Annotated in this window: 23 protein-coding genes; 11 read left to right on the top strand and 12 right to left on the bottom strand. The window is 63.3% G+C overall.

Annotated features, from left to right (window positions below):
• Positions 1-58: 58 nt before the first annotated feature.
• Complete coding sequence (locus tag EN804_RS15265) at positions 59-466, bottom strand: hypothetical protein (RefSeq protein WP_127872167.1); 408 nt, start codon at positions 464-466, stop codon at positions 59-61.
• A 437-nt stretch (positions 467-903) separates the two neighbouring features.
• Here EN804_RS15265 and EN804_RS15260 point away from each other — a divergent pair, with 437 nt between their 5' ends.
• Entirely contained in the window at positions 904-2,106 is a 1,203-nt protein-coding gene (locus EN804_RS15260; protein ID WP_135920083.1) for an aromatic ring-hydroxylating dioxygenase subunit alpha, read from the top strand.
• Between the two features lie 44 nt (positions 2,107-2,150).
• Here EN804_RS15260 and EN804_RS15255 read toward each other — a convergent pair whose 3' ends face one another.
• Positions 2,151-2,768, bottom strand: a complete 618-nt coding sequence (locus EN804_RS15255; protein ID WP_281040980.1) for a TetR/AcrR family transcriptional regulator — start codon at positions 2,766-2,768, stop codon at positions 2,151-2,153.
• Positions 2,769-2,883: 115 nt separating this feature from the next.
• Here EN804_RS15255 and EN804_RS15250 point away from each other — a divergent pair, with 115 nt between their 5' ends.
• Together EN804_RS15250 and EN804_RS15245 are read left to right on the top strand one after the other, a co-directional pair.
• Positions 2,884-3,915: an aldo/keto reductase gene (locus EN804_RS15250; protein ID WP_127872035.1), complete on the top strand. Its 1,032-nt coding sequence runs from the start codon at positions 2,884-2,886 to the stop codon at positions 3,913-3,915.
• 31 nt (positions 3,916-3,946) lie between these two features.
• Positions 3,947-4,705, top strand: coding sequence for an SDR family oxidoreductase (locus tag EN804_RS15245; RefSeq protein ID WP_127872036.1), 759 nt, complete (start codon positions 3,947-3,949; stop codon positions 4,703-4,705).
• A gap of 144 nt (positions 4,706-4,849) precedes the next feature.
• Here the strand turns inward: EN804_RS15245 and EN804_RS15240 are convergent, their stop codons facing one another.
• On the bottom strand, positions 4,850-6,268 hold the full coding sequence (locus EN804_RS15240; RefSeq protein ID WP_135863056.1) for an aminotransferase: 1,419 nt from the start codon (positions 6,266-6,268) through the stop codon (positions 4,850-4,852).
• Between the two features lie 269 nt (positions 6,269-6,537).
• Here EN804_RS15240 and EN804_RS15235 point away from each other — a divergent pair, with 269 nt between their 5' ends.
• The 3 genes from EN804_RS15235 to EN804_RS15225 are packed head-to-tail and all read left to right on the top strand — an operon-like array spanning position 6,538 to position 9,399.
• The gene (locus EN804_RS15235) at positions 6,538-7,455 is read left to right on the top strand and encodes an ABC transporter permease (protein ID WP_127872038.1); all 918 of its coding nucleotides are present in this window, start codon (positions 6,538-6,540) and stop codon (positions 7,453-7,455) included.
• Positions 7,452-8,273 carry an ABC transporter permease gene (locus EN804_RS15230; protein ID WP_127275751.1) on the top strand — a complete coding sequence of 274 codons (822 nt, stop codon included), beginning with the start codon at positions 7,452-7,454 and terminating at the stop codon, positions 8,271-8,273. The genes EN804_RS15235 and EN804_RS15230 overlap by 4 nt, the downstream gene beginning before the upstream one ends.
• A gap of 52 nt (positions 8,274-8,325) precedes the next feature.
• Entirely contained in the window at positions 8,326-9,399 is a 1,074-nt protein-coding gene (locus EN804_RS15225; protein WP_127872040.1) for an ABC transporter ATP-binding protein, read from the top strand.
• Here EN804_RS15225 and EN804_RS15220 read toward each other — a convergent pair.
• The 5 genes from EN804_RS15220 to EN804_RS15195 all read right to left on the bottom strand — a co-directional run bounded on the left by EN804_RS15220 (position 9,363) and on the right by EN804_RS15195 (position 14,795).
• On the bottom strand, positions 9,363-10,673 hold the full coding sequence (locus tag EN804_RS15220; protein WP_135863060.1) for a flavin monoamine oxidase family protein: 1,311 nt from the start codon (positions 10,671-10,673) through the stop codon (positions 9,363-9,365). The two genes, EN804_RS15225 and EN804_RS15220, sit on opposite strands and share 37 nt — an antisense overlap.
• On the bottom strand, positions 10,670-11,746 hold the full coding sequence (locus EN804_RS15215; RefSeq protein WP_135920081.1) for an extracellular solute-binding protein: 1,077 nt from the start codon (positions 11,744-11,746) through the stop codon (positions 10,670-10,672). The genes EN804_RS15220 and EN804_RS15215 overlap by 4 nt, the downstream gene beginning before the upstream one ends.
• Positions 11,747-12,148: 402 nt before the next feature.
• Positions 12,149-13,231 (bottom strand): ABC transporter substrate-binding protein, encoded by a 1,083-nt coding sequence (locus EN804_RS15205; protein ID WP_135863063.1) that lies wholly within the window; start codon positions 13,229-13,231, stop codon positions 12,149-12,151.
• 25 nt (positions 13,232-13,256) lie between these two features.
• Positions 13,257-13,967 (bottom strand): transcriptional regulator BetI, encoded by a 711-nt coding sequence (betI, locus tag EN804_RS15200; RefSeq protein ID WP_245512007.1) that lies wholly within the window; start codon positions 13,965-13,967, stop codon positions 13,257-13,259.
• Positions 13,968-13,994: 27 nt separating this feature from the next.
• Positions 13,995-14,795, bottom strand: coding sequence for a methyltransferase domain-containing protein (locus tag EN804_RS15195; RefSeq protein ID WP_135863067.1), 801 nt, complete (start codon positions 14,793-14,795; stop codon positions 13,995-13,997).
• A gap of 280 nt (positions 14,796-15,075) precedes the next feature.
• Between EN804_RS15195 and EN804_RS15190 the strand changes: the two genes are divergently transcribed.
• Genes EN804_RS15190 through EN804_RS15175 form a run of 4 tightly spaced genes read left to right on the top strand, consistent with a single transcriptional unit; the run spans position 15,076 to position 19,758 of the window.
• The gene (locus EN804_RS15190; protein WP_135863069.1) at positions 15,076-16,695 is read left to right on the top strand and encodes an NAD(P)/FAD-dependent oxidoreductase; all 1,620 of its coding nucleotides are present in this window, start codon (positions 15,076-15,078) and stop codon (positions 16,693-16,695) included.
• Positions 16,682-18,247 carry an NAD(P)/FAD-dependent oxidoreductase gene (locus EN804_RS15185; RefSeq protein ID WP_135863072.1) on the top strand — a complete coding sequence of 522 codons (1,566 nt, stop codon included), beginning with the start codon at positions 16,682-16,684 and terminating at the stop codon, positions 18,245-18,247. Before EN804_RS15190 ends, EN804_RS15185 begins: the two co-directional genes overlap by 14 nt.
• Before the next feature lie 3 nt (positions 18,248-18,250).
• Entirely contained in the window at positions 18,251-19,510 is a 1,260-nt protein-coding gene (locus EN804_RS15180) for an aminomethyltransferase family protein (protein WP_135920079.1), read from the top strand.
• 2 nt (positions 19,511-19,512) lie between these two features.
• Positions 19,513-19,758, top strand: a complete 246-nt coding sequence (locus EN804_RS15175; RefSeq protein ID WP_127872049.1) for a hypothetical protein — start codon at positions 19,513-19,515, stop codon at positions 19,756-19,758.
• 7 nt (positions 19,759-19,765) lie between these two features.
• Here the strand turns inward: EN804_RS15175 and EN804_RS15170 are convergent, their stop codons facing one another.
• The 4 genes from EN804_RS15170 to EN804_RS15155 form a co-directional block, all read right to left on the bottom strand.
• Positions 19,766-20,824, bottom strand: a complete 1,059-nt coding sequence (locus EN804_RS15170; RefSeq protein WP_127278573.1) for a dipeptidase — start codon at positions 20,822-20,824, stop codon at positions 19,766-19,768.
• 97 nt (positions 20,825-20,921) lie between these two features.
• Entirely contained in the window at positions 20,922-21,221 is a 300-nt protein-coding gene (locus EN804_RS15165; RefSeq protein ID WP_015315410.1) for a GNAT family N-acetyltransferase, read from the bottom strand.
• A gap of 4 nt (positions 21,222-21,225) precedes the next feature.
• Positions 21,226-21,843 carry an alpha/beta hydrolase gene (locus EN804_RS15160; RefSeq protein WP_127278574.1) on the bottom strand — a complete coding sequence of 206 codons (618 nt, stop codon included), beginning with the start codon at positions 21,841-21,843 and terminating at the stop codon, positions 21,226-21,228.
• Positions 21,844-21,846: 3 nt separating this feature from the next.
• The gene (locus EN804_RS15155; RefSeq protein ID WP_127278575.1) at positions 21,847-22,779 is read right to left on the bottom strand and encodes a VOC family protein; all 933 of its coding nucleotides are present in this window, start codon (positions 22,777-22,779) and stop codon (positions 21,847-21,849) included.
• 226 nt (positions 22,780-23,005) lie between these two features.
• Between EN804_RS15155 and EN804_RS15150 the strand changes: the two genes are divergently transcribed.
• Positions 23,006-24,565 (top strand): alkaline phosphatase family protein, encoded by a 1,560-nt coding sequence (locus EN804_RS15150; protein ID WP_127278576.1) that lies wholly within the window; start codon positions 23,006-23,008, stop codon positions 24,563-24,565.
• Positions 24,566-24,572 lie beyond the last annotated feature (7 nt).

The raw sequence follows: 24,572 nt of genomic DNA, 5'->3' as shown, positions 1-24,572 counted from the left end.
ATCCCAAACGGGAACCTGTTTTCGGAATCATGCCCAGGCAGAAACCCGGAGACAAAAATCAGAAGATGTTCGGCGTGCTGGTCACCGGCACGGCGTTGGCGATCATGCGGATCGCGCGGACCTTGTGCGTTCCGGACTGCTGGGCGATGGCGCGCAGGCAATCCACGCTCTCGGCGCCCCAGGCTTGCCCCTTGCAGGCGAAATCGATCGCTGGCATCGGCAGGCGGGCGGTCGTGGTTGTGGTCGGCGCACCTTCGATGACGTTGGCAGGCGGATTCAACGAAGCGAAGGCCGGACCGACCGTCGGCGTGAACGCCATGCCGGCGAAGGCGCAAGCAGCCAGCGCCATGAACATTGCCATCGGGTGGTCGCTGGCACGCTGGCGAAGGGCCAGCTTCGGGCGGCGGTCAGCGCGCTCTGGAGCCTGAAAGCGGTTGCCGCTGGTGATCTGGACTTTCGCATGCATCATCTTCCCCTTCGTTGATTTTCTTTTTGCGATAAAACGAATTTAATCGCGCTCTGTAACGGCGCAAAGGTGACGAGAGCGCGGCAATGTAACCGGATTGAAACATCCATGCGGGCAGAAACGGTCAAAATCGGTCATTGGCTATTTTGACCTGAGTGGCGGGTTGCCCTCCGTGCGCCGCCGGGGCTTTCTTGCCAGCGCAATACCTTGTCGAGGGGCGCGATTTGCAGCGTGAACCGGCGACAGGGCGGAGGTTGTGGAAGTCCGGCTAACACCCGGATTTTCCGGGGTTTTCGGGGCCCGCGGCGGAGCCGGATGCCGTTGGAACCTGGGCTTACATTTCCGATACGGAATCTGCGTATTTCCACAAGCCATTGCATTTCAATGCAAAATATGATTATATTGAATGCATATTCAATAAAAAGAAGAGACGGTTCATGAACCCGCACCTCCGTGACGTGGCTATCCCGAACGATTGGGACCGGCGGGGATTACCGGGTTGGAGTTACCATTCCGCCGCCCTTCTAGAACTGGAGAAGGAGCTTGTTTTCCGCAATCATTGGCAGATCGCCGGACATGTCTGCGATATACCGAATGCCGGCGATTATCTCACCATGGATGTCATTGGCGAGCGTGCTCTGATCGTACGCGGCAAGGACGGCGTCGTGCGCGGCTTCAACAACATGTGCCGCCACCGCGGCAGCCGCGTCGTGGCCGACAGCCAGGGCAATTGCAGGAACGCGCTGGTCTGCCCGTTCCATGGCTGGGTCTACAACCTCGACGGTACGTTGCGCGGCGCCGCCCGGCCGCGCTCCTTCCCCGATCTCGACAAGACCGAGTTCGGCCTGATGCCGCTCGATCTCGAAGTCTGGATGGGCTTCATCTTCATCCGCTTCCGCAATGGCGGGCCACAGCCCTCGGTCGCCGAGCTGTTGAAGCCGATCGAACCCGAATTCGCACACTACAAGGCCGCCGACATGGTGCCCTCCTGGGGCATCTGGACCCAGAAGACACCGGTCAACTGGAAGTCGGTGCGCGACGTCGACAATGAAGGCTATCACGTCGCCATGGCGCATCCGGCCCTGCAGGATCTCTATGGCGCCACCTATTTCGACGAGCCCTTCATCAACGGCGTCTCGCGCTCCTTCGCCACCTACAACCCGCATGCCGGCCGCCGCTGGAGCGTCAGGAACTACGTCAAGATCGCGCCGGAGCCGACGCATCTGCCGGACCATCTCAGGAAGGCCTGGGTCTATTACGGCATCTTCCCCAACGCCGTTCTGTCGGTGATGCCGGAATCGGTGCAGTTCTACCAGGAGTTCCCGCTGTCGACGGGTGAGACCCTGCTGCGTGGCGCCATCTATCGCTACCGCGATGAAAGTCGCGAGCAGGCCGCTGCCCGCTACCTCTCCTTCCGTATCGATCGTGACACCATGTCGGAAGATGTGCAGCTCTCTGTCTGGTCGAACGAATCCATGCTGTCCGAGGCCTTCGAGGGGTTTTACCTCTCCGACCTCGAATATGGCGTACGCACGCACCACGACCACCTGCGCAAGCAGATTCCGGTGCTCGGCCTGGATACCGCGCCGGAGGAAAAGGACATGTGGAATCTGAACGACGCGCTGCGGTCGCGGTCGTAGGTGCGCGCGACCGCACTATAGGCCGGACGATTCCTACATCACTCCTACGACGACTTCGCGCCGTAGCGCAGCCCGTCGACGAGGAGAGCCACCATGCGCTCCGCGCGGCCGCTCCCGGCATTGTGGGCCGACATACACAGGCTCGCCACCGCGCCCAGTAGCTCGTCGGCATCGACATCGCCACGGATTTCGCTGGCGGCGATCGCCGCGTCGAGAAGCGTGCGCAAGGCAGGCCGCAGCCGCTGGTCGAAGTAGCCCGGCAGGCTGTCGAACGCCGGATCTCCTGAGTGCAGGGCCTTGGCCAGGCCACGCTTGGCGGCAATGAAGGCCGCGTATCGCTGCATCCAGGCCGCCAGCGCGTCGAAGGGCTCATGCCCGGCCGACAGGACGGATGCTGCGTCCGCGCAGCCATCGATCTCCCGGCGAAAGACGGCGGCGATCAGGTCGGAGCGCTGCGGAAAGTGCCGATAGAGAGTACCGATGCCGACGCCCGCCTTTTCCGCGATTTCGCGCACCGGGGCGTCGACGCCCGAGGTCGCGAACACCGCCATGGCGGCCTGGAGCAGCGTGTCGAGATTGCGTTGCGCGTCGGCGCGCACGCGTCGATCCGCGCCGCCTCGCAGCCCCACGCCAGCGTCTGAATCGTCCGTTCTGTCGTCCAAAATGCACCTGCTTGCCAAACGGAACAATGTTCCGTATAATGTGGAACATGGATCCGTTTAGGCTGAATAGCACAGCAAGGCGGTTTTAGCCACAGCCAAGCACGAGGAGAGAAACATGCAGTATCGCCCGCTCGGACGGACCGGCATCAAGGTCAGCCCTTACTGCCTGGGCGCGATGATGTTCGGCAGCATCGCAAACCCCGATCACGACGAATGCATCCGTATCATTCACAAGGCTTTGGATTTTGGCATCAACTTCGTCGACACCGCCGACAGGTACAGCAACGGCGAGTCGGAGGAGATCGTCGGCAAGGCGCTGAAAGGTCGGCGCGACAAGGTCGTGCTGTCCACCAAAGTGAACGGGCAGATGGGCAAGGATGCGAACAGCCAGGGCAATTCGCGCCGCTGGATTATTCAGGCGGTGGAAGCGTCGTTGCGCCGTCTGCAGACCGACCACATCGATCTCTACCTTATACATCGCCCGGCACCGGACACCGACATCGAGGAAACGCTCTCGGCACTCACCGATCTGATGCGCGCCGGCAAGGTGCGCGCGATCGGATCCTCGACTTTCCCGCCCTCCGAGATCGTCGAGGCCCAGTGGGTCGCCGAGCGGCGCGGGCTCGCCCGTTTCCGCGTGGAGCAGCCGCCTTACTCGATCCTCGATCGCGGCATCGAGCGCGAAGTACTCGCCGTCTGCGAGCGCTACGCAATGGGAGCGATGGTCTGGAGCCCATTGTCGAAAGGCCTGCTCACCGGGCGCTACCGTAAGGGGCAACCGCTGCCCGACAGCCTGCGGGTGAAATACATGCCGACGCAGATGTCCGATGAGCGCAGTCTGGATGCGGTCGAGCAACTCATCCCGCTGGCTGAAGAGGCGGGGCTGTCGCTCACCCACATGGCGATGGCTTTCGTCATGGCTCATCCGGCCGTGACGTCGGCCATTCTCGGGCCACGTACGATGCAGCATCTCGACGACCTGCTCGTCGGCGCCGAGGTTCACCTCGGCGACGAGGTTCTGGACCGGATCGACCGGATCGTCCCGCCCGGGACTGACGTCGGCTTGAACGAGGCCAACTACAACCCGCCGGCGATCCTGCAAGCCGATCTGCGCCGCCGGCCGACCGCCGAACGCGCCGCTGCATAAATCCTGAACAACCGTCGAAGGAGAGATCATCATGCTGGATAGACCCGTCGCCTTGGTCACCGGGGCCAATCAAGGAATAGGCCTTCAGATCGCCAGGGATCTCGTGGCGCACGGCTTCACCGTGCTGGTCGGATCGCGCAATTTCGAGCGCGGCGAGGCGGCGGCCCGTGATATCGGGCAGGACGCGCGCGCATTCCAACTCGACGTGACGGATCAGGCTTCGATCGCCGCCGCGGCGGAGCGTATCCGCAATGAGCTTGGCCGCCTCGACGTGCTCGTCAACAACGCCGCCATCTCGAACACCAGCAAGCGGCCCGGCCAATCCATCGAGGACTATGCCAAGCTGACCCGCCCGAGCAACGTGTCCCTCGACGAAGTGCGCGCGGTCTGGGAGACCAATGTGTTCGGCGTGCTTGCCGTCACCCAGGCCATGCTGCCGCTGCTGCGCGAAGCGCGGGCAGCCCGCATTGTCAACGTGTCGAGCGGCGTCGGTTCGCTGACACGCAATGCGGACCCGGCCTTCCCCTACCGCTCGATCTTCGGCCCGGTCTACCCCGCGTCCAAGACGGCGCTCAACGCCATGACGTTGGCCATGGCGATCGAGCTGGAGCCGACCGGAATCAAGGTCAACGCCGTCTCTCCGGGCTTCACCAAAACCAACCTCAACGGCTATGCCGGCACCGAGACCGTCGAGCAGGGCGCCCGCGAGGCGGTGCGTGTCGCGATGCTTGGCCCGGACGGCCCGACAGGGACGTTCACGCACGCAGAACTCGGAACGATTCCCTGGTGATCCGGATACCGCTCTTCAGGGCTTGTCCGCCGTTGCCGGGACAATCTGCCGCGTTGCGGCGTCCATGGCTTGCGGAAAATTGCTATAATTTCGAACTGATCGCCAAGACGTACCGGCGGCATCCCCCGCGAGGGGGATCGGCTGTCATCCCCGCCACACGCCCTCTTTCCTGAGATCATCCATCGTGCGTGAAATGCCTTCGCGCAGGATCGCCACCATGTCGTCGATCTGCTCGCGCGTGATGATCAGCGGCGGCGACATCACGCACATGTTGATCAGTGGCCGCACCAGCAGGCCAAGTTCGTGGCAGTGGGCGTCGATGCGCTTGCCGACATCCTTGTCGAGTTGCAGTGGATCCTTGCTTTCGCGGTCAGCGACGCATTCCACGCAGCCCATCAGCCCCACGCCGCGCACCTCGCCGACCAGCGGCAGCTCTTCCAACGTCTTCAACCGCGCCTGGAAATAGGGCGCGACCGCCTGCGTGTGGGCAAGCACGCTTTCCTCCAGCAGGTCGAGATTCTTCAAGGCCACCGCGCAGCCGACGGGATGGCTGGTGTAGGTCAGGCCATGGCCGAACAGCGCATCGGGATGGTTGGACCGGCGCAGGTTTTCCAGCAGCCGCTCCGAGATGATGACGCCGCCGAGCGGGAAATAGCCTGAGGTGACGCCCTTGGCGAAGGTGGTCATGTCCGGATCGATGCCGAACACATCGCCCGAGGCAAAGACATGGCCAAGTCGGCCGAAGCCCGTCACCACCTCGTCGGAGACGTAGAGGATGTCGTTGCCACGGCAGATCTCGCGGATACGCTTGAGATAGCCGTCGGGCGGCACGACGACGCCGCCGGAAGCCTGCACCGGTTCGCCGACGAAGGCGCCTATTCTGTCGGCGCCGACGCGCGCCACCGTGTCGCGGAACTGGTCGACGAGGAAATCGGTGAAGGCGGCAAGGCTCATCCCTTGCGGGCGCCTGAACGGATCGGGCGAGGACAGCTTGACCACCAATTCGTCGGCGCCGTCCATCCAGTCGCGATCGCGCGGACGGCCATTGAGCGAGGCCGACAGATAGGTCGAGCCATGATAGGCGCCGCCTCGGCTCAGGATGAGCTTCTTTTCCGGCCGGCCACGCACATTGTTGTAGAACTGCATGAAGCGCAGCGCCGTCTCGACGGCCGAGGAACCGCCCGTGGTGTAGAAGACATGGCTGAGTTCGCCTGGGGCATGGCCGGCGATGCGTTTGGCAAGCTCCGCCGATGGCGCGTTCATCGTGTACCAAGGCGTGTTGTAGGACAGCGCCATCGCCTGATCGTACATCACCCTGGCGAGTTCCTCTCGACGATGGCCGACATTGACGCACCACATGCCGGCAGGCCCATCGATCAGCCGCTTGCCGGTGCTGTCGGTGATGTAGATGCCATCGCCCTCACCGATCAGCGCGCGCGCCTCCGAACCGACGGAACCGGCATAAGGCCAGGGCTGGATGAGATGACGCCTGGCCAGTTCGGCCGCATCGTCGTTGCCAGGGCCAGCCGTTTCGCGTGCCTTCAGATCTCTCAGAGCCGCCATCATCGCCTCCACATCATCCCTCGAATTTCCCGGGCATCAATCCGGTCCGCCATGGCCGAGATCGTCGCCCTGCTCACCCGATTTTGAATGTCCGTTCAATCAACATTGCAGAATTAGCGCTTGATTTCAATCCGCGGATGCGCGCATGATGAAAGAAAGCCGGCAAGGGGAACAATAGCCGGCGCCAGCCCAATGGGATGCCGTATGGCGGGACAGTCCAGGCCAGCAACCGAGATCGCACCCGGAGCCCTGCCCCCCGGTGCCCTGCAATGACTGTGGCTGCGGAAGGGTCGCCCCCGTTGCGCATGACGCGGGCCAGACGAAATGCCCTTCTGCGATCCGAGCCCGTACAGGGCTTTGCCCTGATCAGCCCGACCTTCCTCTACGCGCTGATCCTGTTGGTCCTGCCGATCATGGTGGTCATCGCCCATTCCTTCTGGACGCAGCACTACCTGACCATCGACCGCACCTTCACGCTGGAGAACTACCGCGTCGCGCTGACCGAGCCGATCTACCGCGATCTGTTGTGGCGCTCGCTCTACATCTCGCTGACGGTCAGCCTGTTCACCGTCGTCCTCGCCTACCCGATCGCCTACTTCATTTCCTTCCATGGCGGCCGTCACAAGAGCCTCTGGCTGTTCCTCATCACCATACCGTTCTGGACCAGCTATCTCTTGCGCGTGATGTCGTGGAAGGTCATCCTGGGCTATAACGGCGTGTTGAATTCCGGCCTGATGGGCCTCGGCATCATCGACGAACCGTCGACAGCCCTGCTCTACAATTCGAGCGCCGTCATCATCACCCTCACCCATGCCTGGGCGGCCTTCGCCATTCTGCCGATCTTCGTTTCGCTGGAGAAGGTCGACCGCACGCTGGTCGAGGCGGCTACCGATCTTGGCGATGGTCCCTTGCGCTCGTTCCTGCGCGTGACCTTGCCGCTGTCGGCGCCAGGCATCATTTCCGCGGCGCTGATCGTCATGATCCCGACGGTCGGCGACTATGTCACGCCAAAGCTCGTCGGCGGCAAGGACGGCGTCATGATCGCCAACGCTATCCAGGCGCAGTTCGGCAAGGCCGCCAACTGGCCGCTCGGCGCCGCACTTTCCGTCACCACCATGCTGATCGTCTCCCTGATGGCGGGCGCCACGGTGCTGATCATCCGCACCTTGCAGAGGATGGCGCGATGAGAGCGCGGCGCTTCCTGCCGGGCGGCTGGCTGTCGGCCTATGCGTTCCTCTACATCGTCTTCCTCTATCTGCCCGTCATCTTCCTGCCGATCTTCTCGATCAACACGGCGGCGACGCCGAAATTCCCGCTGACCGGCTTCACCCTGCAATGGTACGAAGACCTGCCGCGCACGCCGGCGCTGCTCGACGCCGCCTGGAACAGCCTGATCGTCGGCGTCTCGGCGGCCATCCTCTCCACCGTACTCGGCATCCTCGCCGCCCGATCGATCACCCGCTACCGCTATCCCGGCCGCCGCGCCATCAACGGGCTGATCATGGCGCCGCTTGTGCTGCCGGAAGTCATCGTTGCCATCTCCATGCTGCTGGTGATGCTGCAGCTTGGTTTGAGCTTGTCACTGTTCACCGTCGTGCTTGGCCACGTCCTGGTCTGCATTCCCTATTCGATGACGGTGCTGACCTCCGGCTTCGAAGGTTTCGACCGCAGCCTCGAGGAAGCCTCCGCCGATCTCGGCGAAAGCGCCTTCGGCACCTTCCGGCGCGTGACGTTGCCCATGGTGGCGCCGGCGATCATTTCCAGCCTGCTGGTCTGCTTCACCATCTCGCTGGACGAGTTCATCATCGCCTTCTTCCTGACAGGCACCGAGGCGACACTGCCGATCTACATCTGGGGCCAGTTGCGTTTCGCGTCGAAACTGCCCGGCGTGCTGGCGCTGGGCACGCTGCTTTTGGTCGCCTCCTTCCTGCTGATGACGATCGCCGAAATCCTGCGTCGCCGCGCGGCCAGACGTACCCAGAACGAGGGAGGCCTCTATGCCTGAGCAGCCGCGGATCGAGCGCCCTCACGCGGACAGGATCCAATCCGAAAGACCGATGATCGAGATCCGCAACGTCACTCGCAGCTACGGAGCGTTCAAGGCGCTGGACGACGCCTCCCTTACCATCAGGGAAGGCGAGTTCTTCTCGCTGCTCGGACCCTCCGGTTGCGGCAAGACCACGCTTTTGCGCATGATCGCCGGCTTCGACAATCCGACCAGCGGTTCGATCGCGGTCGGTGGCCAGTCGATGGAAGGCATCCCGGCCAACCGCCGGCCGACCAACATGGTGTTCCAGAGCTACGCGATCTTCCCGCACCTCAATGTCGAGCAGAACGTCGCCTACGGGCTGAAGCGGTTGAAGCTGCAGGGCGGCGAAGAGAAGCGCCGAGTTGAGGAAGCACTGGGGCAGGTCTCGCTCACCGGCCTCGGCAAGCGGCTTGCCACCGAGCTTTCCGGCGGCCAGCGCCAGCGCGTCGCGCTTGCCCGCGCCCTGGTAATGCGGCCAAAAGTTCTGCTGCTCGACGAGCCGCTGTCGGCGCTTGACAAGAAGCTACGCGAGCAGATGCAAGTCGAGTTGCGCCGGCTGCAGCAGGCGGTCGGCATCACTTTCGTACTGGTCACCCACGACCAGTACGAGGCGCTCGCCATGTCCGACCGCATCGCCGTGATGTTCGGCGGCAAGATCGCGCAGGTCGCCTCGCCAAAGGAAATCTACCAGCGTCCGGTCAACCGCCAGGTCGCCGACTTCCTGGGCGGCATGAATTTCGTCAAGGCCGAGATCGTCGAGGAGAACGGCGCATCGCTGATCGTCGACACGCTCGGCTTCGGCCGCATCAAGACCGACAAGCCCAAAGCCTTCGTTCGCAATGGCGGCGCCGCGACGCTCGGCATCCGACCGGAACGCCTGCGCGTGCTATGGGACAACGCGACAGCCAAATTCGAGGTCGCCGGCAAGGTGGTCGAGCGCCACTATTTCGGCGAGATCACCCATCTGATCGTCGAAATCCCGGGCCTGGAAAAGCCGTTGTCGGTGACCGAGACCAACGATTTCGGCGCCGACGATATCCCGGTCGGCACCCCGATCCGCCTCGCCTATGATCCCGAAGCTCTGGTCGCGATGGCCGACTGAACATCGGCGATGATCCTGCGCGCCGCAATGCGCCCGGCCACGATCGCGCCTTCGACATAGCCCGGGAATGACGGCGACAATTCCGACGAAGCGAAATGCAGCGGCGGCGCACCGGCAAGAATGGTGCGTTCGGCATCCCTCGCCGTCACGTCGATGATCAGGTCGCTATAGGCACCGCCGCTCCAGCCATCGTGCGTCCAGTCGCGGCGGCTGAAATCGAGACTATCCGCAGCCTCCGGACCGAGCGCCTCCACAAGCCTCATCGTCACCTGCGCCCGCAGGTCCGCCTCGCCGAGTTCGTGCCAGCGCAGCGCCAGAGGCCCGCCGGCGAAGACGACAAGCGCCGCATGATCGGGATCCTTGCTGGCGTCGCAGGCAAACAGCCCCGGCAGATCCCGCCACATCACCATCCCGCTCAAATCCCGCTCGCGCCAGAATGGCCTGGGATAGCGCACCAGGATCTTGATCACGGCGCCGCTTTCCCAGGCGCCGAGCGCCCTGTCCAAGGCTGCTGGCAGGACGGGCGTGAAATCGAGCTTCGCGGCTGTCGCCGGCGGCACGGCCACCAGAACGGCGCGCGCTTCGATCACGCCATTGCTCGAGACAACACGAACCCCTGGCGGACCATATTCGATGCGGGTGACCGGTTCACCGAGCCTCACCCGGCCGTCGAAATCCCTAGCCAGATCGTCGGCCACCGACTGCATGGTCTCGCGCAGGGAATATTGCAGCTCCGGCACCTCATTGGTGATGCGCCGGTCATTGTCGATCAGGTACCAGAGCGGCACCTTCTCCAGGGCCAGGCACCACAGGCCTTCGATCATCGACCGGAAGGCCGCCTTGGCGTCAGCCGTGTCGTTCTGGCCTTCGAGCCAGTCGGCAACGGTCAGGCCCTCGATCGCGGGATCGTTGGGCTCGATCCTGTTCATGCGTTCGCGGATCGCCATCGAGGCATGATAGGTGCGCTCGGCTCTCGGGGCCGACATCGCCGGATGGGTGATGAAATCGCCCTCGACGTAGGTCTCGACGAAGGTCTTGTCCTGAGCCCGGGCCAGTTCCATCAGCTGAGGCATGTCCTCGCACAGGAACTGGCCGCCGCTGTCGATGCGCTCGCCAAGTCCGTTTCGCACCGCCTCGACGCGGCCGCCGACACGATCGCGGGCTTCCACCAGCACGAAATCGACGCCGGCGCGCTTCAATTCGATCGCGGCCGAGAGACCGGTGAAGCCGGCCCCCACGATGACGACGCCGGTCCTTTCGGTCTTGTCGCTCAATAGCCGGCCTTGATCTTCTCGAACTCGGCGACCATGCGCTGCTTCAGTTCCGGCGCGACGGGTTGCTGGAACAAGGTCTTGTCGAGGAACTTGTCGAGATTGTCGAAGCCGCGGTCGGCCAGCACCTTGTGGTCGATCGCAGCCATCCCGGCGCCATTGCCGTGGCCGTAGCCGAAGGTCTTGACCATATAGTCCGACACGCCGGGCGCATTGACGGCGCTGAGGAAATCATAGGCCTCGTCGAGCTTGCCTGGCGCATCCTTCACCAGCACGTAGCCGCACACCCAGGTCGAAATCCCTTCGTTGGTCTCGCGGTTCATGGCGATCGGCAGCCCCTGTCCCTTCAGCGTCACGAAGGTCTCGTTCCAGCCCCAGACGAGGTCGACCTCGTTGCCGATAAAGGCCTGGTTGAGGTCGGTGTCGTCGGTCCAGTAGAAACGGATGTTCTTGTGCACGTCACGCAGGAAAGCGGACGCCTGCTTGAACTGGTCGTCGGTCATCTTGGTCCAGTCCTTGAGACCGATGACTAGGCTCGCCAGCGCATAGGCGTCATCGACATTGTCGCCGATGGTGACGCGGCCCTTGAACCGCGGATCGGCGAAAATCTTGAGCGACTGTGCCTGTTGGGCCGTCACCTTGTCGGTGCGGTAGAGCAGCGAGGTGTTGCCCCAGTCGAATGGCATGAACCAAGCCTTGCCGTCGGCGGTGACGGCGAGATCCTTCATCGCCATGATACCTGGATTGAGATCCTTCCAGCCAGCGATCCGGGACGTGTCGAGCGGCTGCAGCAGGCCGGCCTCGCGCCACTTCACCACGCTTTGCGAGCAGGGATGCGCGACATCGGCCTTGAAGCCTGCCCGCATCTTCTCGAAGGCCTCGTCCTCGTCGCCGAAGAAAGCAAAGGTCGGCTCGGCGCCGTATTTGGTCGTGTACGCCGGATGCAGCAGCGGATCCTCATAGCCCGACCAGTCGAATACGACGAGGTTACCGCCGCCTTCGGCGAGCGCGTAAACCGCGCCGGCGCCAACCATGCAGGCGGCGGCGACAACAAGACGGCGAAGCGCGGAATTCATGGTGCGAAAACTCCCCCATCGCGAAAGATGCCGAGAGCGAGGTTAGGAGAATTCCCAAGCTTTGGCGAGGCCGCGAATTCGATGGAGCAACCACTTCGGACCAACTTGCGGCCGGGACCGGCAATCATTGAAGTCAGCGCTGCCCCTCATCGCCCTGCCGGGCACTTCTCCCCGTATGGCGACGGGGAGAAGAAGGCTGCCCGCAGTGCCGGCACTCTTCCTGCAACGTCGGCGATTGGCGAAACCGGCGACGACAGCGCCCCTCTCCCCGTCACTATACGGGGAGAGGATGCCGGCAGGCAGGTGAGGGGCGGCGCCAGCGCTCGAATGGATGATGGCAACCCGAGCGATCACCCTAGTTCCATATCCGAGCGGGTAGGAACGGCCACTCGAAAGCAGGCCTCAATAGCCCGCTTTGATCTTCTCGAACTCGGCGATCATCTTGAGCTTGAGATCGGACGGCAGCGGCTGCTGGAACAGCGTCTTGTCGACGAATTTCTGCACGTCGTCATAGCCTTTTTCCTTCAGGACGGCCTGGTCGACACCAGCCATGCCCTTGGCGTTGGCCTGGCCGTAGCCCCAGTCCTTGACCAGCACCTTGGCGATCTCCGGATCGTTGACTGCGTTGAGATAATCGTAGGCCTTGTCGATGTTGCCGGGCGCATCCTTGAACAACACATAGCCGCAGACCCAGGTCGAGATGCCCTCCGCCGTGTCCTTCTTCGACTTGATCGGCATGCCGGCTGCGACCGACTGCACGGTCGCATCGTTCCAGGCCCAGGCGAGGTCGACCTCGCCCCCGCTCAACAACTGCACGATGTCGGTGGTGTCGGTCCAGTAAGAGCGGACATTCTTGTGCACCTGGCGCAGGAAATCGGATGCCTGCTTGAACTGGTCGTCCGTCATCTTGGTCCAGTCCTTCAGGCCGATGGCGAGGCTCGCCAGCGCATAGGCGTCGTCGACATTGTCGCCGATCGACACCCGGCCCTTGAACTTCGGATCGGCGAACGCCTTCAGCGACTGCACGTCTTTGTCGTCGATCTTGGAGGAATTGTAGGTGAGCTGCGTGTTGCCCCAGTCCCAGGGCATGAACCAGGCTTTTCCGTCATCGGTGGTGGCAAGGTTTTTCATCGCCATGATGCCGGGATTGAGGTCCTTCCAGCCTGTGATCTTCGACGTGTCGAGCGGCTGCAGCAGGCCAGCCTCGCGCCATTTCACCACGCTCTGCGAGCAGGGATGGCCAAGGTCGGCCTTGAAGCCGGAGCGCACCTTCTCGAACGCCTCGTCCTCATCGCCGAAGAAGGCGAAGGTCGGCGAATCGCCGTTCTTCTCGACATATTTCGGGTGGAAGCCCGGATCCTCGTAGCCGGACCAGTCGAACACGATCAGATCCTTGTCGGCGGCGATCGCCAAGGCGGCGGCGGAGGCCGCCAGGGTTCCGGCCAGTGCGAGCGTCAGTGTCAGGCGTCTTGTCAGTGTCTTCATTGCTGTTCCATCCTCTGTGGTTTTCTTATGATTTCGTCTTTTCTGATGATTTGGTCGGGGCGGCGGCGTTCCGCGGGTAGTGTTTCGGGAAAGCCGCCGACAGGAATTCGTTCGCCGCCTGCAAGGAGGTCTCGCGGGTCGTGTTCTCGGTCCCCATCATCAGCCGCAGCCAAAGCCCTTCCAGCATGGCGCTAAGCGCCAATGCCATGACCTGCGGCTCATAGGCGTAGCCGCCGCTCTGCTTGAGCGTCGCACAGAGCTCGATGAAGATGTCCTGATAGACGACGTCGCGGGCGCTGCTCAGCGCCTGGTAGGTCGGCCGTGACTTGGCCTCGCCCCAAAAGGCGCACCATGCGGCGAGCTTGCGCTTGTTGCAGATCGAGCGGTCGAAGTCGGCAGCGACCAGGGCCTGAAGTTGGTCGGCAGGATCGTCGCCTGCCTTCTGCAGCGCATTGCGCCAATGCGCCGAATACTCGTCATACATATGCTGCAGCGTCGCGACGAGCAGCTTTTCCTTGCTCTCGAAATGGAAATTGACGATGCCTCGCGACAGGCCGGCGCCATCGGCGACATCGGCCATTGTCGTCTCCGAATAGCCGCGCTTGGCCAGCGAATCGATCGTCGCCTCGATGAGCTGAAGCTGCCTGACCTCCTTCGAGGCCTTGCGCCCGCGCTTCTCGGATTCGGCTTTCCGCGCCGGTTCAAGGAGCGCGTCCCTGGCGTCTGCCGTTTTCATGCGTGTGATGGTCTCCAGCATCGCCGGCTATCGCTTTGCATCCGGCTTCGACCCGCGAAGATGAGTGGGACGGTGCTCTCCACTGTCAAGCACCTTCTGCATGGCTTCCCAGGTTCGTATGTTCTTGTCGACATAGGCCGCGCCCACCACTGCGGCAACGGCCGGATAGAGTGGTCCCTTCAGCCTTTCGAGCTCCCCTCGCGCCACCTCGCGGTACCAGGGATTGCAGTCCCTGACGGTGACATCGGCAAAACCGGCGCCACGCATCGCCTTGGCATAGCGCGCCGGCGAGGCCATGGCGAAGGACAGCCCCTCGGCCGCGACATACGCCTTCATGTCGGGTGATGGTTCGCCGTCATGCGACATCATCCAGTTGGAGGCGGCAAAGACCCCGCCCGGCTTGAGCACGCGGAAAATCTCGGCGAAGAGCCCGTCCTTGTCGGGCACATGCAACAGCGCATCCTTGGAAAAGACGACATCGAAGTATCTGTCGGCGAAAGGCAGCAATCCCGGAGGCGCCTGAACGAAGCTGGCGCGCTCACCAAGGCCGCGCGCGGCGGCGCGCTGCCTGGCCGCCGCGATCACGGGCCGTTCGACATCGAAGCCGGTGGCGTGCGCCGCGCCGTGACTCTCGACCAGATGCAACGTGATGCCACCGCAGCCACAGCCGATATCGAGGATCGTCCTGCCCTTGAGCGAAAGCCCCTCGACCACCCGGTCGACCTCGTCCGGCCCGCCTGGCGACAGGTAGCCATCCCCCCACAGCGCCTCGAGGAAGCGGATGGCGGTGTCGTCATATTCCGGTTCGGCGTCTGCCGTTTCGATCATCAGCCCTCGGTCCCCCAATCGACGGAATGCTCGGTTCGAACGCCGGCGAAGCGTAGCGCAGATGCGGGAAAACGCAATATCATTTGTTGAACATTCATTCAGAATGACTGGACAGAATGGCTGATGTCATGCCAAATTCCGCGCATTCGGGAACAGATCACGCAAAAATGAAGAGCGGGTCGCCTAATTAATTCGAGGAAAAGTGTGAGCGGTTTTCCCCGGGAGAAGCGCATAGCGCTTCCCCTTGGGAATGACGCAAAACAGGGAGGACTGGGCCACAATGAAAGCTTGGGATGCGATCATCATCGGCGGCGGACATAACGGTCTGGTCAACGCCTGCTACCTCCAGCGCGCCGGCCTCGACGTGCTTGTGGTCGAGAAGAACGACTGGGTAGGCGGTGCTGCCACCAGCCGGGAGCTGACGCCGGGCTTCCTCTACTCCAACTGCTCCTATGTCTGTTCGCTGTTCCGCCCCGAAATCATGCGCGACCTCGACCTGCCGCGCTTTGGCCTGCAGGTCATTTCCTATGAGGGCGGTGCGGTGTTCAGGCGCGACGGCGACTACCTCGCCAATTACCGCGACCACGACGCGCACCGGCGCGAATTCGCCCGCTTCTCCAAAAGGGATGCCGAGGCCTATGACCGCTACTCTCGCGACGTGACGCGCCAGTGCCGCTTCATCCAGCCGTTGCTGATGCGCACCGCGCCGGACCCGACCAGTTTGCGGCCGCGCGACCTCGGCGAACTGCTTTATCTCGGCAAGAAATTCGCCGGTCTCTCCGCCGAGGAAATGGCGCTGACGCTGCGCTTCTGGACGATGTCTATCTCGGAATTCCTCGACGAATATTTCGAGACCGACGTCATCAAGGCGAACTTCGCGCTATCCGGCATCATCGGCACGGCACTCGGACCGATGTCGCCCGGCACCGCTTACGTGCTGCTGCACCACTATATGGGCGAGGTCGACGGATCGGTCGGCGCCTGGGGCTATGCGCGCGGCGGCATGGGCGCAGTCACCAAGGCGCTGGCAGCCTCCTTCAAGGCCTCCGGCGGCACGATCCGCACCAGCGCCGAGGTCGACCATGTGCTGGTGAACAGAGGTAAGGCCAAAGGCGTCGTTCTTGCCGGCGGCGAGGAGATTTACGGCAAGCTGGTCGTCTCCAATGCCGACGTGAAGCGCACCTTCCTGAAGCTGGTCGAGGAGAAGGAACTGCCCGACATCTTCCTGCGCCGGGTCAAGAACTTCAAGATCCGCGGCTCCTCAGGCAAGGTCAACATCGCGCTCGATTCGCTGCCGGAATTCCCGGCGCTGCCGAAGGACTCGCCAGTCTATCGCGGCGACATGCATTTCACCGATTCGATTGAGCGCATGGAGCGCGCCTATGACGACTGGAAGGCCGGCCGTTGGTCCGCCGATCCCTTCCTCGACATGGTGATCCCGACGACGCTCGACCCGACCATGGCCCCGCCGGGAAAACACTTCATGAGCTGCTTCGTGCAGTACGCGCCGCCCAAGGTGAACGGCCGCGAGTGGACCGATGCCGACCGCGACGGTTTTGCTGAAAGCGTGATCGCGCAGATCGCTGAATACTCGCCGGGGTTTCGCGACCGCATCGTCCACATGGAAGTGCGCACGCCGCGCGAAATCGAGGCCGAGGTCGGTCTCACCGAAGGCAACATTTTTCAGGGCGAACTCACCTTCGACCAGCTTCTGTTCAACCGCCCGGTGCCGGGCTATGCGCAGTATCGGTCGCCGCTCGGTGGGCTCTATATGTGCGGCTCCTCGACCCATCCCGGTGGCGGCGTCATGGGCGCGCCCGGCCGCAATGCTGCGGCCGAAATCCTGCGCGATCTCGCAAAATCCACCTCGCATATGAGCCCGGCCCATGACGTTATTTGATGGCATCGTTATCGGCGGCGGCCATAACGGGCTTGTCGCTGCCGCCACGCTGGCGAAGGCCGGCCGCAAGGTGCTGGTGCTGGAAGCCGCAGCCGAACCCGGCGGCGCGGCGCGCACCGAGGAATTTGCGCCCGGTTTTCGCGTCTCGTCGATCGCGCATGTGCTGAACCGGCTGCACCCCGATGTGATGAAGACGCTGGAGCTGGAAAAGCACGGGCTGCAAATCGCCCGCGCCGACTTCATCCCGTCAGTCGCATTGTCGAAAGATGCACCGCCACTTGTCCTGCATGGCGCCTATGGCGAGGTGCTGACCGGCGCCAGTTCGTCGGAACAGTCCGCCTGGAAGGATTTGCGCGCGCAGCTGTTGCGCTATGCCGGCATATTGAAGCCGTTCCTGTCGCGCCGGCCGCCTGATCTCGGTGGCATGTCGCTGCTGGAGACAGCTTCGCTCGGCCAGACCGCGCTAGCGTTGAAGAAACTCGGCAAGGAAGATATGCGCGACTTCCTGCGCGTGCTTCTGATGAACGTTGCCGACCTGCTTGACGAGCAGCTCGCCGACGACAGGCTGAAGGGGCTGCTCGCCTTCGATGCCACCCTCGGCAGTCATCTTGGCCCGCGCTCGCCGACCTCGCTGCTCGGGCTCTATTATCGTCTGGCCGGAGAGATCGGCGGTGCGGCCGGAGCGCAACTGCTGCCACGGGGTGGCATGGGCGCGGTGGTCGTGGCCATCCGCACTGCCGCCGAAAAGGCCGGCGTCACGATCCGCACATCGGTGCCCGTCGCAAGGATCATTGTCGAGAAAGACCGCGCCGTCGGCGTCGTCCTCGACAATGGCGAGGAGCTTCGCGCCAGGACGATCGTCTCCGCCATCAACCCGGCGACCACCTTCCTCGATCTTGTCGGACCACGCGGGATCGATACCGGCTTCATGCGCAAGGTGAAAAATATCCGCATGAAGGGTGATGCCGCCAAGCTCCATCTGGCGCTCGACCGGCCACCCCAATTCACTGGCGCCGATGCCGCCGACCACAAGGGGCGGCTGGTCATCGCCCCCTCCCCCGACCATGTCGAGCGTGCCTTCAATCCGTCGAAGTACGGCGAGTTCTCGCCCGAGCCGGCGATGGAGATAACCTTGCCCAGCCTTGCGGACCCGTCGCTGGCGCCAGACGGCGCCTGCGTGCTGTCAGCCGTGGTGCAATACGCGCCCTATCAGTTGAAAGAGGGTTGGAACGCCGGCAAGCCGAAATTCCTCGAGGCAATCCTGGCTCGGTTGGAAGCCTACGCGCCTGGCATCGGCAAGACGGTGCGCCATGCCGAGCTTCTGACGCCTGCCGACATCGAGAAGCGCTACCGTATGCCCGGTGGTCACTGGCATCATGGTGAACTGCAGGCAGATCAGATGCTGATCTCGCGTCCTGTCTCCGGCTGGTCGGGCTATGACACGCCGCTCGACGAGCTGTTCCTGGCCGGTGCTGGTTCGCATCCCGGTGGTGGTGTTTCCGGTGCGCCCGGGTTGAATGCCGCGCGGCGCATCATCGCGATGAAAGGGTAGGTTATGGCTCAGGCAACCAGGAAGAAGCCCGTTGCAACGACAGCCAATGCGGCTGTTTCTGCCCGCACCCTCGCGCAAACCCACTTCCGCACGCTGCGTCTCGGCACGCCGTTCCAGCCGCGCCTCGATGCGCTGGCCAAGACCCAGGACTGGTACAATTGGGCCGGTTACCGCGCGCCGCATTCGCTCTGGGACGAGGAGCTCGAATATTTCGCCATCCGCAGCCAGGCGGCGCTCTTCGACATCTCGCCAATGACCAAATACCGCATCGAAGGCCCGGATGCCGAAGCCTTCCTCGACCGCGTCACCCTGCGCGATGTCACCAAGCTCAGGCCCGGCCGCGTTCATTACACCGCATGGTGTGACGACGAAGGCTTTGTCCTCGATGACGGCACGCTGTTCCGACTTTCGCCAACCCGCTTCCGGCTGTGTTCGCAGGAGCGGCATCTGCCCTGGCTGCTGGACAGCGCCCTTGGTTTCGACGTCACCGTCGAGGAAGAAACCGAGGCCGTCGCCGGGCTCGCCTTGCAAGGCCCCACATCTTTCGCCGTGTTGCGCGATGCGGGCTTCACCGGTGTCGAGAAGCTGAAAATATTCGACCTCGCCGAGTTCCCGCATGACGGTGGCACGGTCATCATTTCACGCACCGGCTTCACCGGCGATCTCGGCTACGAATTGTTCGTGCCGGCCGACAAGGCGCTGAGTCTCTGGGACCGGCTGATGACGGCAGGCGAACTGCGCGGCATCAGGGCCATCGGCTATACCGCGCTCAACCGCGCGCGGCTCGAAGCAGGGCTGATTGTCGCCAATGCCGATTTCACCACCGCCGAACACGCCATCCGCGCCGACCGCCTGCGCATGCCCGACGAGATCGGGCTCGGCTTCATGATCGATCTGGAAAAGGCCCATTTCAACGGCCGCCGCGCCATCCTCGAAGCGAGGACAAGACGCAGACTGCGCCATGTCCTGGTCGGGCTGGAGATCGAGGGCAACATCCCGGCCGAACACGCCATCGTCTACTACAAGAAGAGCCAGGAAGTCGGCTTGGTCAGCGCCGCCATGTGGTCGCCGACGGCGAAGCGCAACATCGCCATCGCCTCGCTGGCGCGGCCCTATGGTGATACTGTCGTGGAAGACCTCTGGGTCGAGATCTACGCCATGCGCGAGCTGCAGTACCAGAAGCTGATGAAACGGGCCAAGGTGGTGGCGCGCCCCTTCATCAAGCTCGACCGCCGCACCGCCAACCCGCCGGCGGATTTCTGAGCATGGCCGAGGAAGAAGGCGAAGCCGCCGAACAGTGGGAACTGGTCAACACGCCGCTCGGTGAGAAATGGTCGGGCCGAACGCGCTACGCCGCCGCCATGTTCTTCTACAAGCGCGACGAGATGAGTGCGGAGACCCTGGAGGTCTACCGCATCTGCGCCAGGCTCGATTCGGAAAACCCGTTGCCGATCATTCGCGACCGTGGCGTCGGCAAGGATTGGCTGAAGCGCATGGGCTACGACAAGTAGCGCCGGCTCAGCCGATCGTGCGCTCGAGCATGCTTAGCCAGTTGCGGTAGGCGATCTTTTCGATCAGCGCGCGGCCGAAACCGCGCGCCGCCAGCGCATCGACGAGTTTAGGCAGACCGGCGACGTCGCCGATGACGGCCGGGATCATGGCGCCGTCGAAATCCGAGCCGAGACCGACGCCGTCCTCGCCCAGAGCCTGCAGCAGGGAATCGATATGGCGCACCATGATGTCGAGGCTGGTGTCGGCATTCATGCGGCCGTCCTCGCGCAGGAAGCCGGTGGCGAAGTTGAGGCCGACCATGCCACCGGATTCGCGGATCGCGCCGAGCTGCCAGTCGGTCAGATTGCGCGAATGGCCGCAGATCGCGTGCACGTTGGAATGGGTGGCGACCAGCGGCGCATTGCTGATTTCAGCGACATCGCGAAAGCCCTTCTCGTTGAGATGCGAGAGGTCGATCATGATCTTCAGTTCGTTGCAGGCCTTGACCAGCGCCTTGCCGGCATCGGTCAGGCCGGGTCCGGTGTCGGGCGAGGACGGAAAGCGGAACGGCACTCCGTGGCCGAACGCGTTCGGCCGGCTCCAGACGATGCCGAGCGAACGCAGGCCCGCGGCATGCAGAACGTCGAGCATGGAGAGTTCGGGATCGATCGCCTCGACGCCCTCGATGTGGAACACCGCGGCAATCGTGCCTTGCGCCATGGCATTGCGCACATCGCCGGCACTGCGGCAGATCGCCAATGCGCCGGCGCGTTCCAGCCGGAACAGGATGGACGCCATCGCGATCGTCGAGTTGAGCGCATCGGCGCGCGGAACCTCGGGCGGCAACGGCTCGCTGTCGCTCGGCGCCGAAGGCACGGCGCTGCGCCGCGCTTTCTCGACCGGCGGCGGGAAGATGGCGAACATGCCACCGGCGAATCCGCCGGCCTTGGCGCGCGGCAGGTCGATATGGCCGCCCGATTTCCCTTCGACGAACAGCTTTTCGACGTCCCTGTCCTTGGACTGATAGAGCCTCAGCAGCGTGTCGTTATGGCCGTCGAAGACGGGGACGAGGTCGGATTCGGTCATAGGGGGGTCATTCGGTTCGTTCATCGGCGCGGGAGCGATATATCATACCCACTTAGGCAAGATGTGCTACCCGCGCAAATGACAAAGCCTGTCCGACCTATTGCTTCAGCACGTCGGCCCATTCCGGATGGCGGCGGAACTGGGCGTTGGCGAACGGGCAGAGCGGGATGATCTTCTTGCCCGCCGCCCGCGCATCCTCGACGGCGCGGGTGACGAGCCGAAGCCCGGCGCCCTGGCCGCGAAAGGCGTCCGGCACTTCGGTGTGATCGATGATGAGCTGGTGCTCGCCGATCTTGGTGAAGGTCATTTCGGCTTCGGCGCCGCCGGCGCCGCGCAGGACGTAGCGACCCTTGGAACCGCGATCTTCAAGTTCGATCTCTGGCAGCTGATCGGGCATCTCTTTACACTCCTTGGGCACCGGCAAAAAGCCGCCGCGCCGCCTCGATTTCGTTTGGCCGCACCTCGTGCCCGCCTTCGTGCCACTCCACTGTGACATCGGCGCCATCGGCACGCAAATAGGCTTCGAGCCGCGCCGTCAGGTTCGGCGGGCAGATCGGATCGCGCCTGCCGGCGGTCACCAGGATCTGACGGCCGGCAAGGCTGCCTTTCACCTCCGGCTCGAACGGGATCAGCGGATGCATCAGCACCGCGGCGTCGAAAAGATCAGGGGCTTCGAACACCAGCGAGGCCAGGATGTTGGCGCCGTTGGAATAGCCGAGGCCGAGCACGGCCGATGGCGTCGTCGCCTCGACATGGGCCTTGACGAAGCCCACCATCTTGCCCGTCGCCCGCGCAAGGTCGTCCATGTCGTAGACGCCTTCGCCGGTGCGGCGGAAGAAACGCGCGGCACCTTGTTCTGAAACATCGCCGCGCGGCGAGATGATGGTGGCCTGGGGCGCGAGATCGCGCCCCAGCGAGACAAGCTGGCTCTCGTCGCCGCCCGTGCCATGGAAGACGAAGAGCAGCGGACCACCCGGCGAACCGGGCAGCATCTTGTGGATGAAAGCGTCCTTGCTCATCGCTCAGCCCTCCAGCTTCTGCAGATGCTGTTCGAGATAGGGCCGCAGGTGCTGATGCTGGGTGGGCAGCTTCAGCGCCTCGCCGAGATGGGCGGTGTCCTCATCACGGTCGAAGCCCGGCTCGTTGGTGGCGACTTCGAACAGCACGCCACCGGGCGTGCGGAAATAGATCGCCCAGAAATAGTCGCGGTCGATCACCGGCGTCACGCCATAGCCTGTATCCATCAGCGCTTTGCGCACTTCAAGCTGCTTGGCGCGGTTCTCTACGGCGAAGGCGACATGATGGACGGAGCCGGCGCCGAGATCGGCGAAGGGGGCCGTCGGCAGCGATTCGATGTCGACGACATCGGCGCCGTTGCCGTTCTTGACGGCGAGCCGCCTGACATTGCCTGACTTGTCGACTTCCTCGTAGCCCATGAACTTCAAAAGCTCCTCGGTGGCGCCTCCATCCTTCAGCCTCAGCGAAACCGAATGAAAGCCGCGGATCGCCTCGTCAGCGGCAACACCGCCCTTCACCCAGGGCGCCCTGGTGTCGGCCTTGTCCTCGACGAGGGCAAAGCCGTCGCTGTCCGGACCGTCAAATCTGAGCCGCTTCTGGCCAAAACTTTCCTCACGGGCGACATTGGTTACGCCTTCGTCGGTGAAGCGTTTTTCCCAATAGGCGAGCGTGCCGTCCGGCACGGAGTAGACCGTCGTGCCGACTTCGCCGACGCCATGGCGGCCTTTGCCGATGTTGGGAAACGGAAAATAGGTCATCACCGAACCCGGCGTTCCGACCTCGTCGGCATAGTAGAGATGGTAGACATCAGGCGCGTCGAAATTGACCGTCTTCTTGACCCGGCGCAAGCCGAGCTTGTGGGTGAAGAAATCATTGTTCTGCCGTGCATCCCTGGCCATCGAGGTGACGTGATGCAGGCCCTTGATCTGGTCGAGCATGGTCTCTGCTCCTTCCCTTGGTGTGTGTGCGGCCCTCGCCGCTGTCCACGCCAATATGAGGACACGATCTGTTGGGGCAAAGGCCGCAAACACAAAATGGACTGTGCTGTAAAAGTGAACAGTGACAAGAAACTCGTTCACCATTCTGCCAACGGCCCTGGCCTTGCGCGGCTGATGGAATCGGTTCCATGTGCGCATTCGAACGTGCTGGGAAGGGGTAGCGCAAGTGACTGGAAAAGGCAGGCGGCCAAATGTCCTCCTCATTACCTGCGACCAGTGGCGCGGTGACTGCCTGTCGACTGCCGGCCATCTCCAGGTGAAGACGCCGAATGCCGATGCGCTGGCCGCCGAAGGTGTGCTGTTCAAGCGCCACTACGGCGGCGCGGCTCCGTGCTCGCCCGCGCGCGCCTGCCTCTACACAGGCCTCTATCAGATGAACAACCGTGTCTGCCGCAACGGCACGCCGCTCGATGCCCGCCACGGCAACATCGCGCTTGCCGCGCGCAGCGTCGGTTACGATCCGACCTTGTTCGGCTATACCGACGTGTCGCTCGACCCGCGCCAGCTGGCACCGGGTGATCCACGATTGCACAGCTATGAAGGCGTGCTGCCCGGCTTCACGGTGCGCCAATTGCTCCCCGAACATCAGAAACAGTGGCTGTCATGGCTGAAGCAGCAGGGCATCGATGCCAGCGCTGGAAGTCCCGACATCCATCGTCCCGTGGGCGAGGCGGATGGTGCGGTGACTGAAGCGCCACCCGTCTACTCCAAGGACCAGACGCCAACGGCTTTCCTTGCCGGCGAATTCATGCGCTGGCTGGGCGAGCAAGAGGAGGCCGCGCCATGGTTTGCCCATCTTTCCTTTATCAGCCCGCATCCGCCCTTCATTGTGCCGGAACCGTACAACACCCGATACGATCCGGCGGACGGCCCGGCTTTTCACCGTGCGGAAAGTTGGCGAGCCGAATCTCAGGGCCACCCCTACATCGCCTATGATCTTGGCCGGCAAAACCGCGCAAGGTTCCGCCCCGGTGCCACGGGCAAGGTACACGACTGGAGCGAGGATGATTTCCGCCGCATCCGAGCCATCTATTACGGCATGATCTCCGAAGTCGACGCACAGCTCGGCCGCCTCTGGCAAGCGCTGAAGACCGAAGGCGCCTGGGACAACACCATCATCGTGCTCACCTCCGACCACGCCGAAATGATGGGCGACCATTTCATGCTGGGCAAAGGCGGTTATTTCGACGGCAGCTATCACATCCCGCTGATCATCCGCGATCCCCGCCATCGCAAGGCCGCTGGCAGCACTGTCGATCGCTTCACCGAAGCTGTGGACATTTTGCCTACGCTCATCGACCTGCTCGGCGTGGCTCCCGAACCGCATCTTGACGGGTGCTCGCTGAAACCCTTCCTGAGCGGTGGAACGCCCGCCGTTTGGCGCGACGCGGCGCACTGGGAGTTCGACTTTCGCTCGGTCGCGGACGGTGAAGCCGAACGGCACTTCGGCCTTACCTCGCGCCAGTGCAACCTCGCTGTCATCCGCACGCAGAAATTCAAATACGTGCATTTTGGCGGGGGCTTGCCGCCTTTGCTCTTCGACATGGAGAACGACCCTGGCGAATTGAAGAACCTCGCCAGCAGTCCGGCACATCGCTCCACCCGCCTGGAATTCGCCGAAAGGCTGCTTGCCTGGCGGGCCGAACATCTCGACCAGTCGCTTGCACTCTCGGAACTGACGGAAAACGGGGTGGCTGGATACGCAAGGTCGCAGGCAGGGCGGTAAGGGATCT

Origin of the sequence: Mesorhizobium sp. M8A.F.Ca.ET.161.01.1.1, assembly GCF_004792105.1 — a bacterium.
Lineage (GTDB): Bacteria > Pseudomonadota > Alphaproteobacteria > Rhizobiales > Rhizobiaceae > Mesorhizobium.
This window is presented reverse-complemented; position numbering and strand designations above follow the sequence as displayed.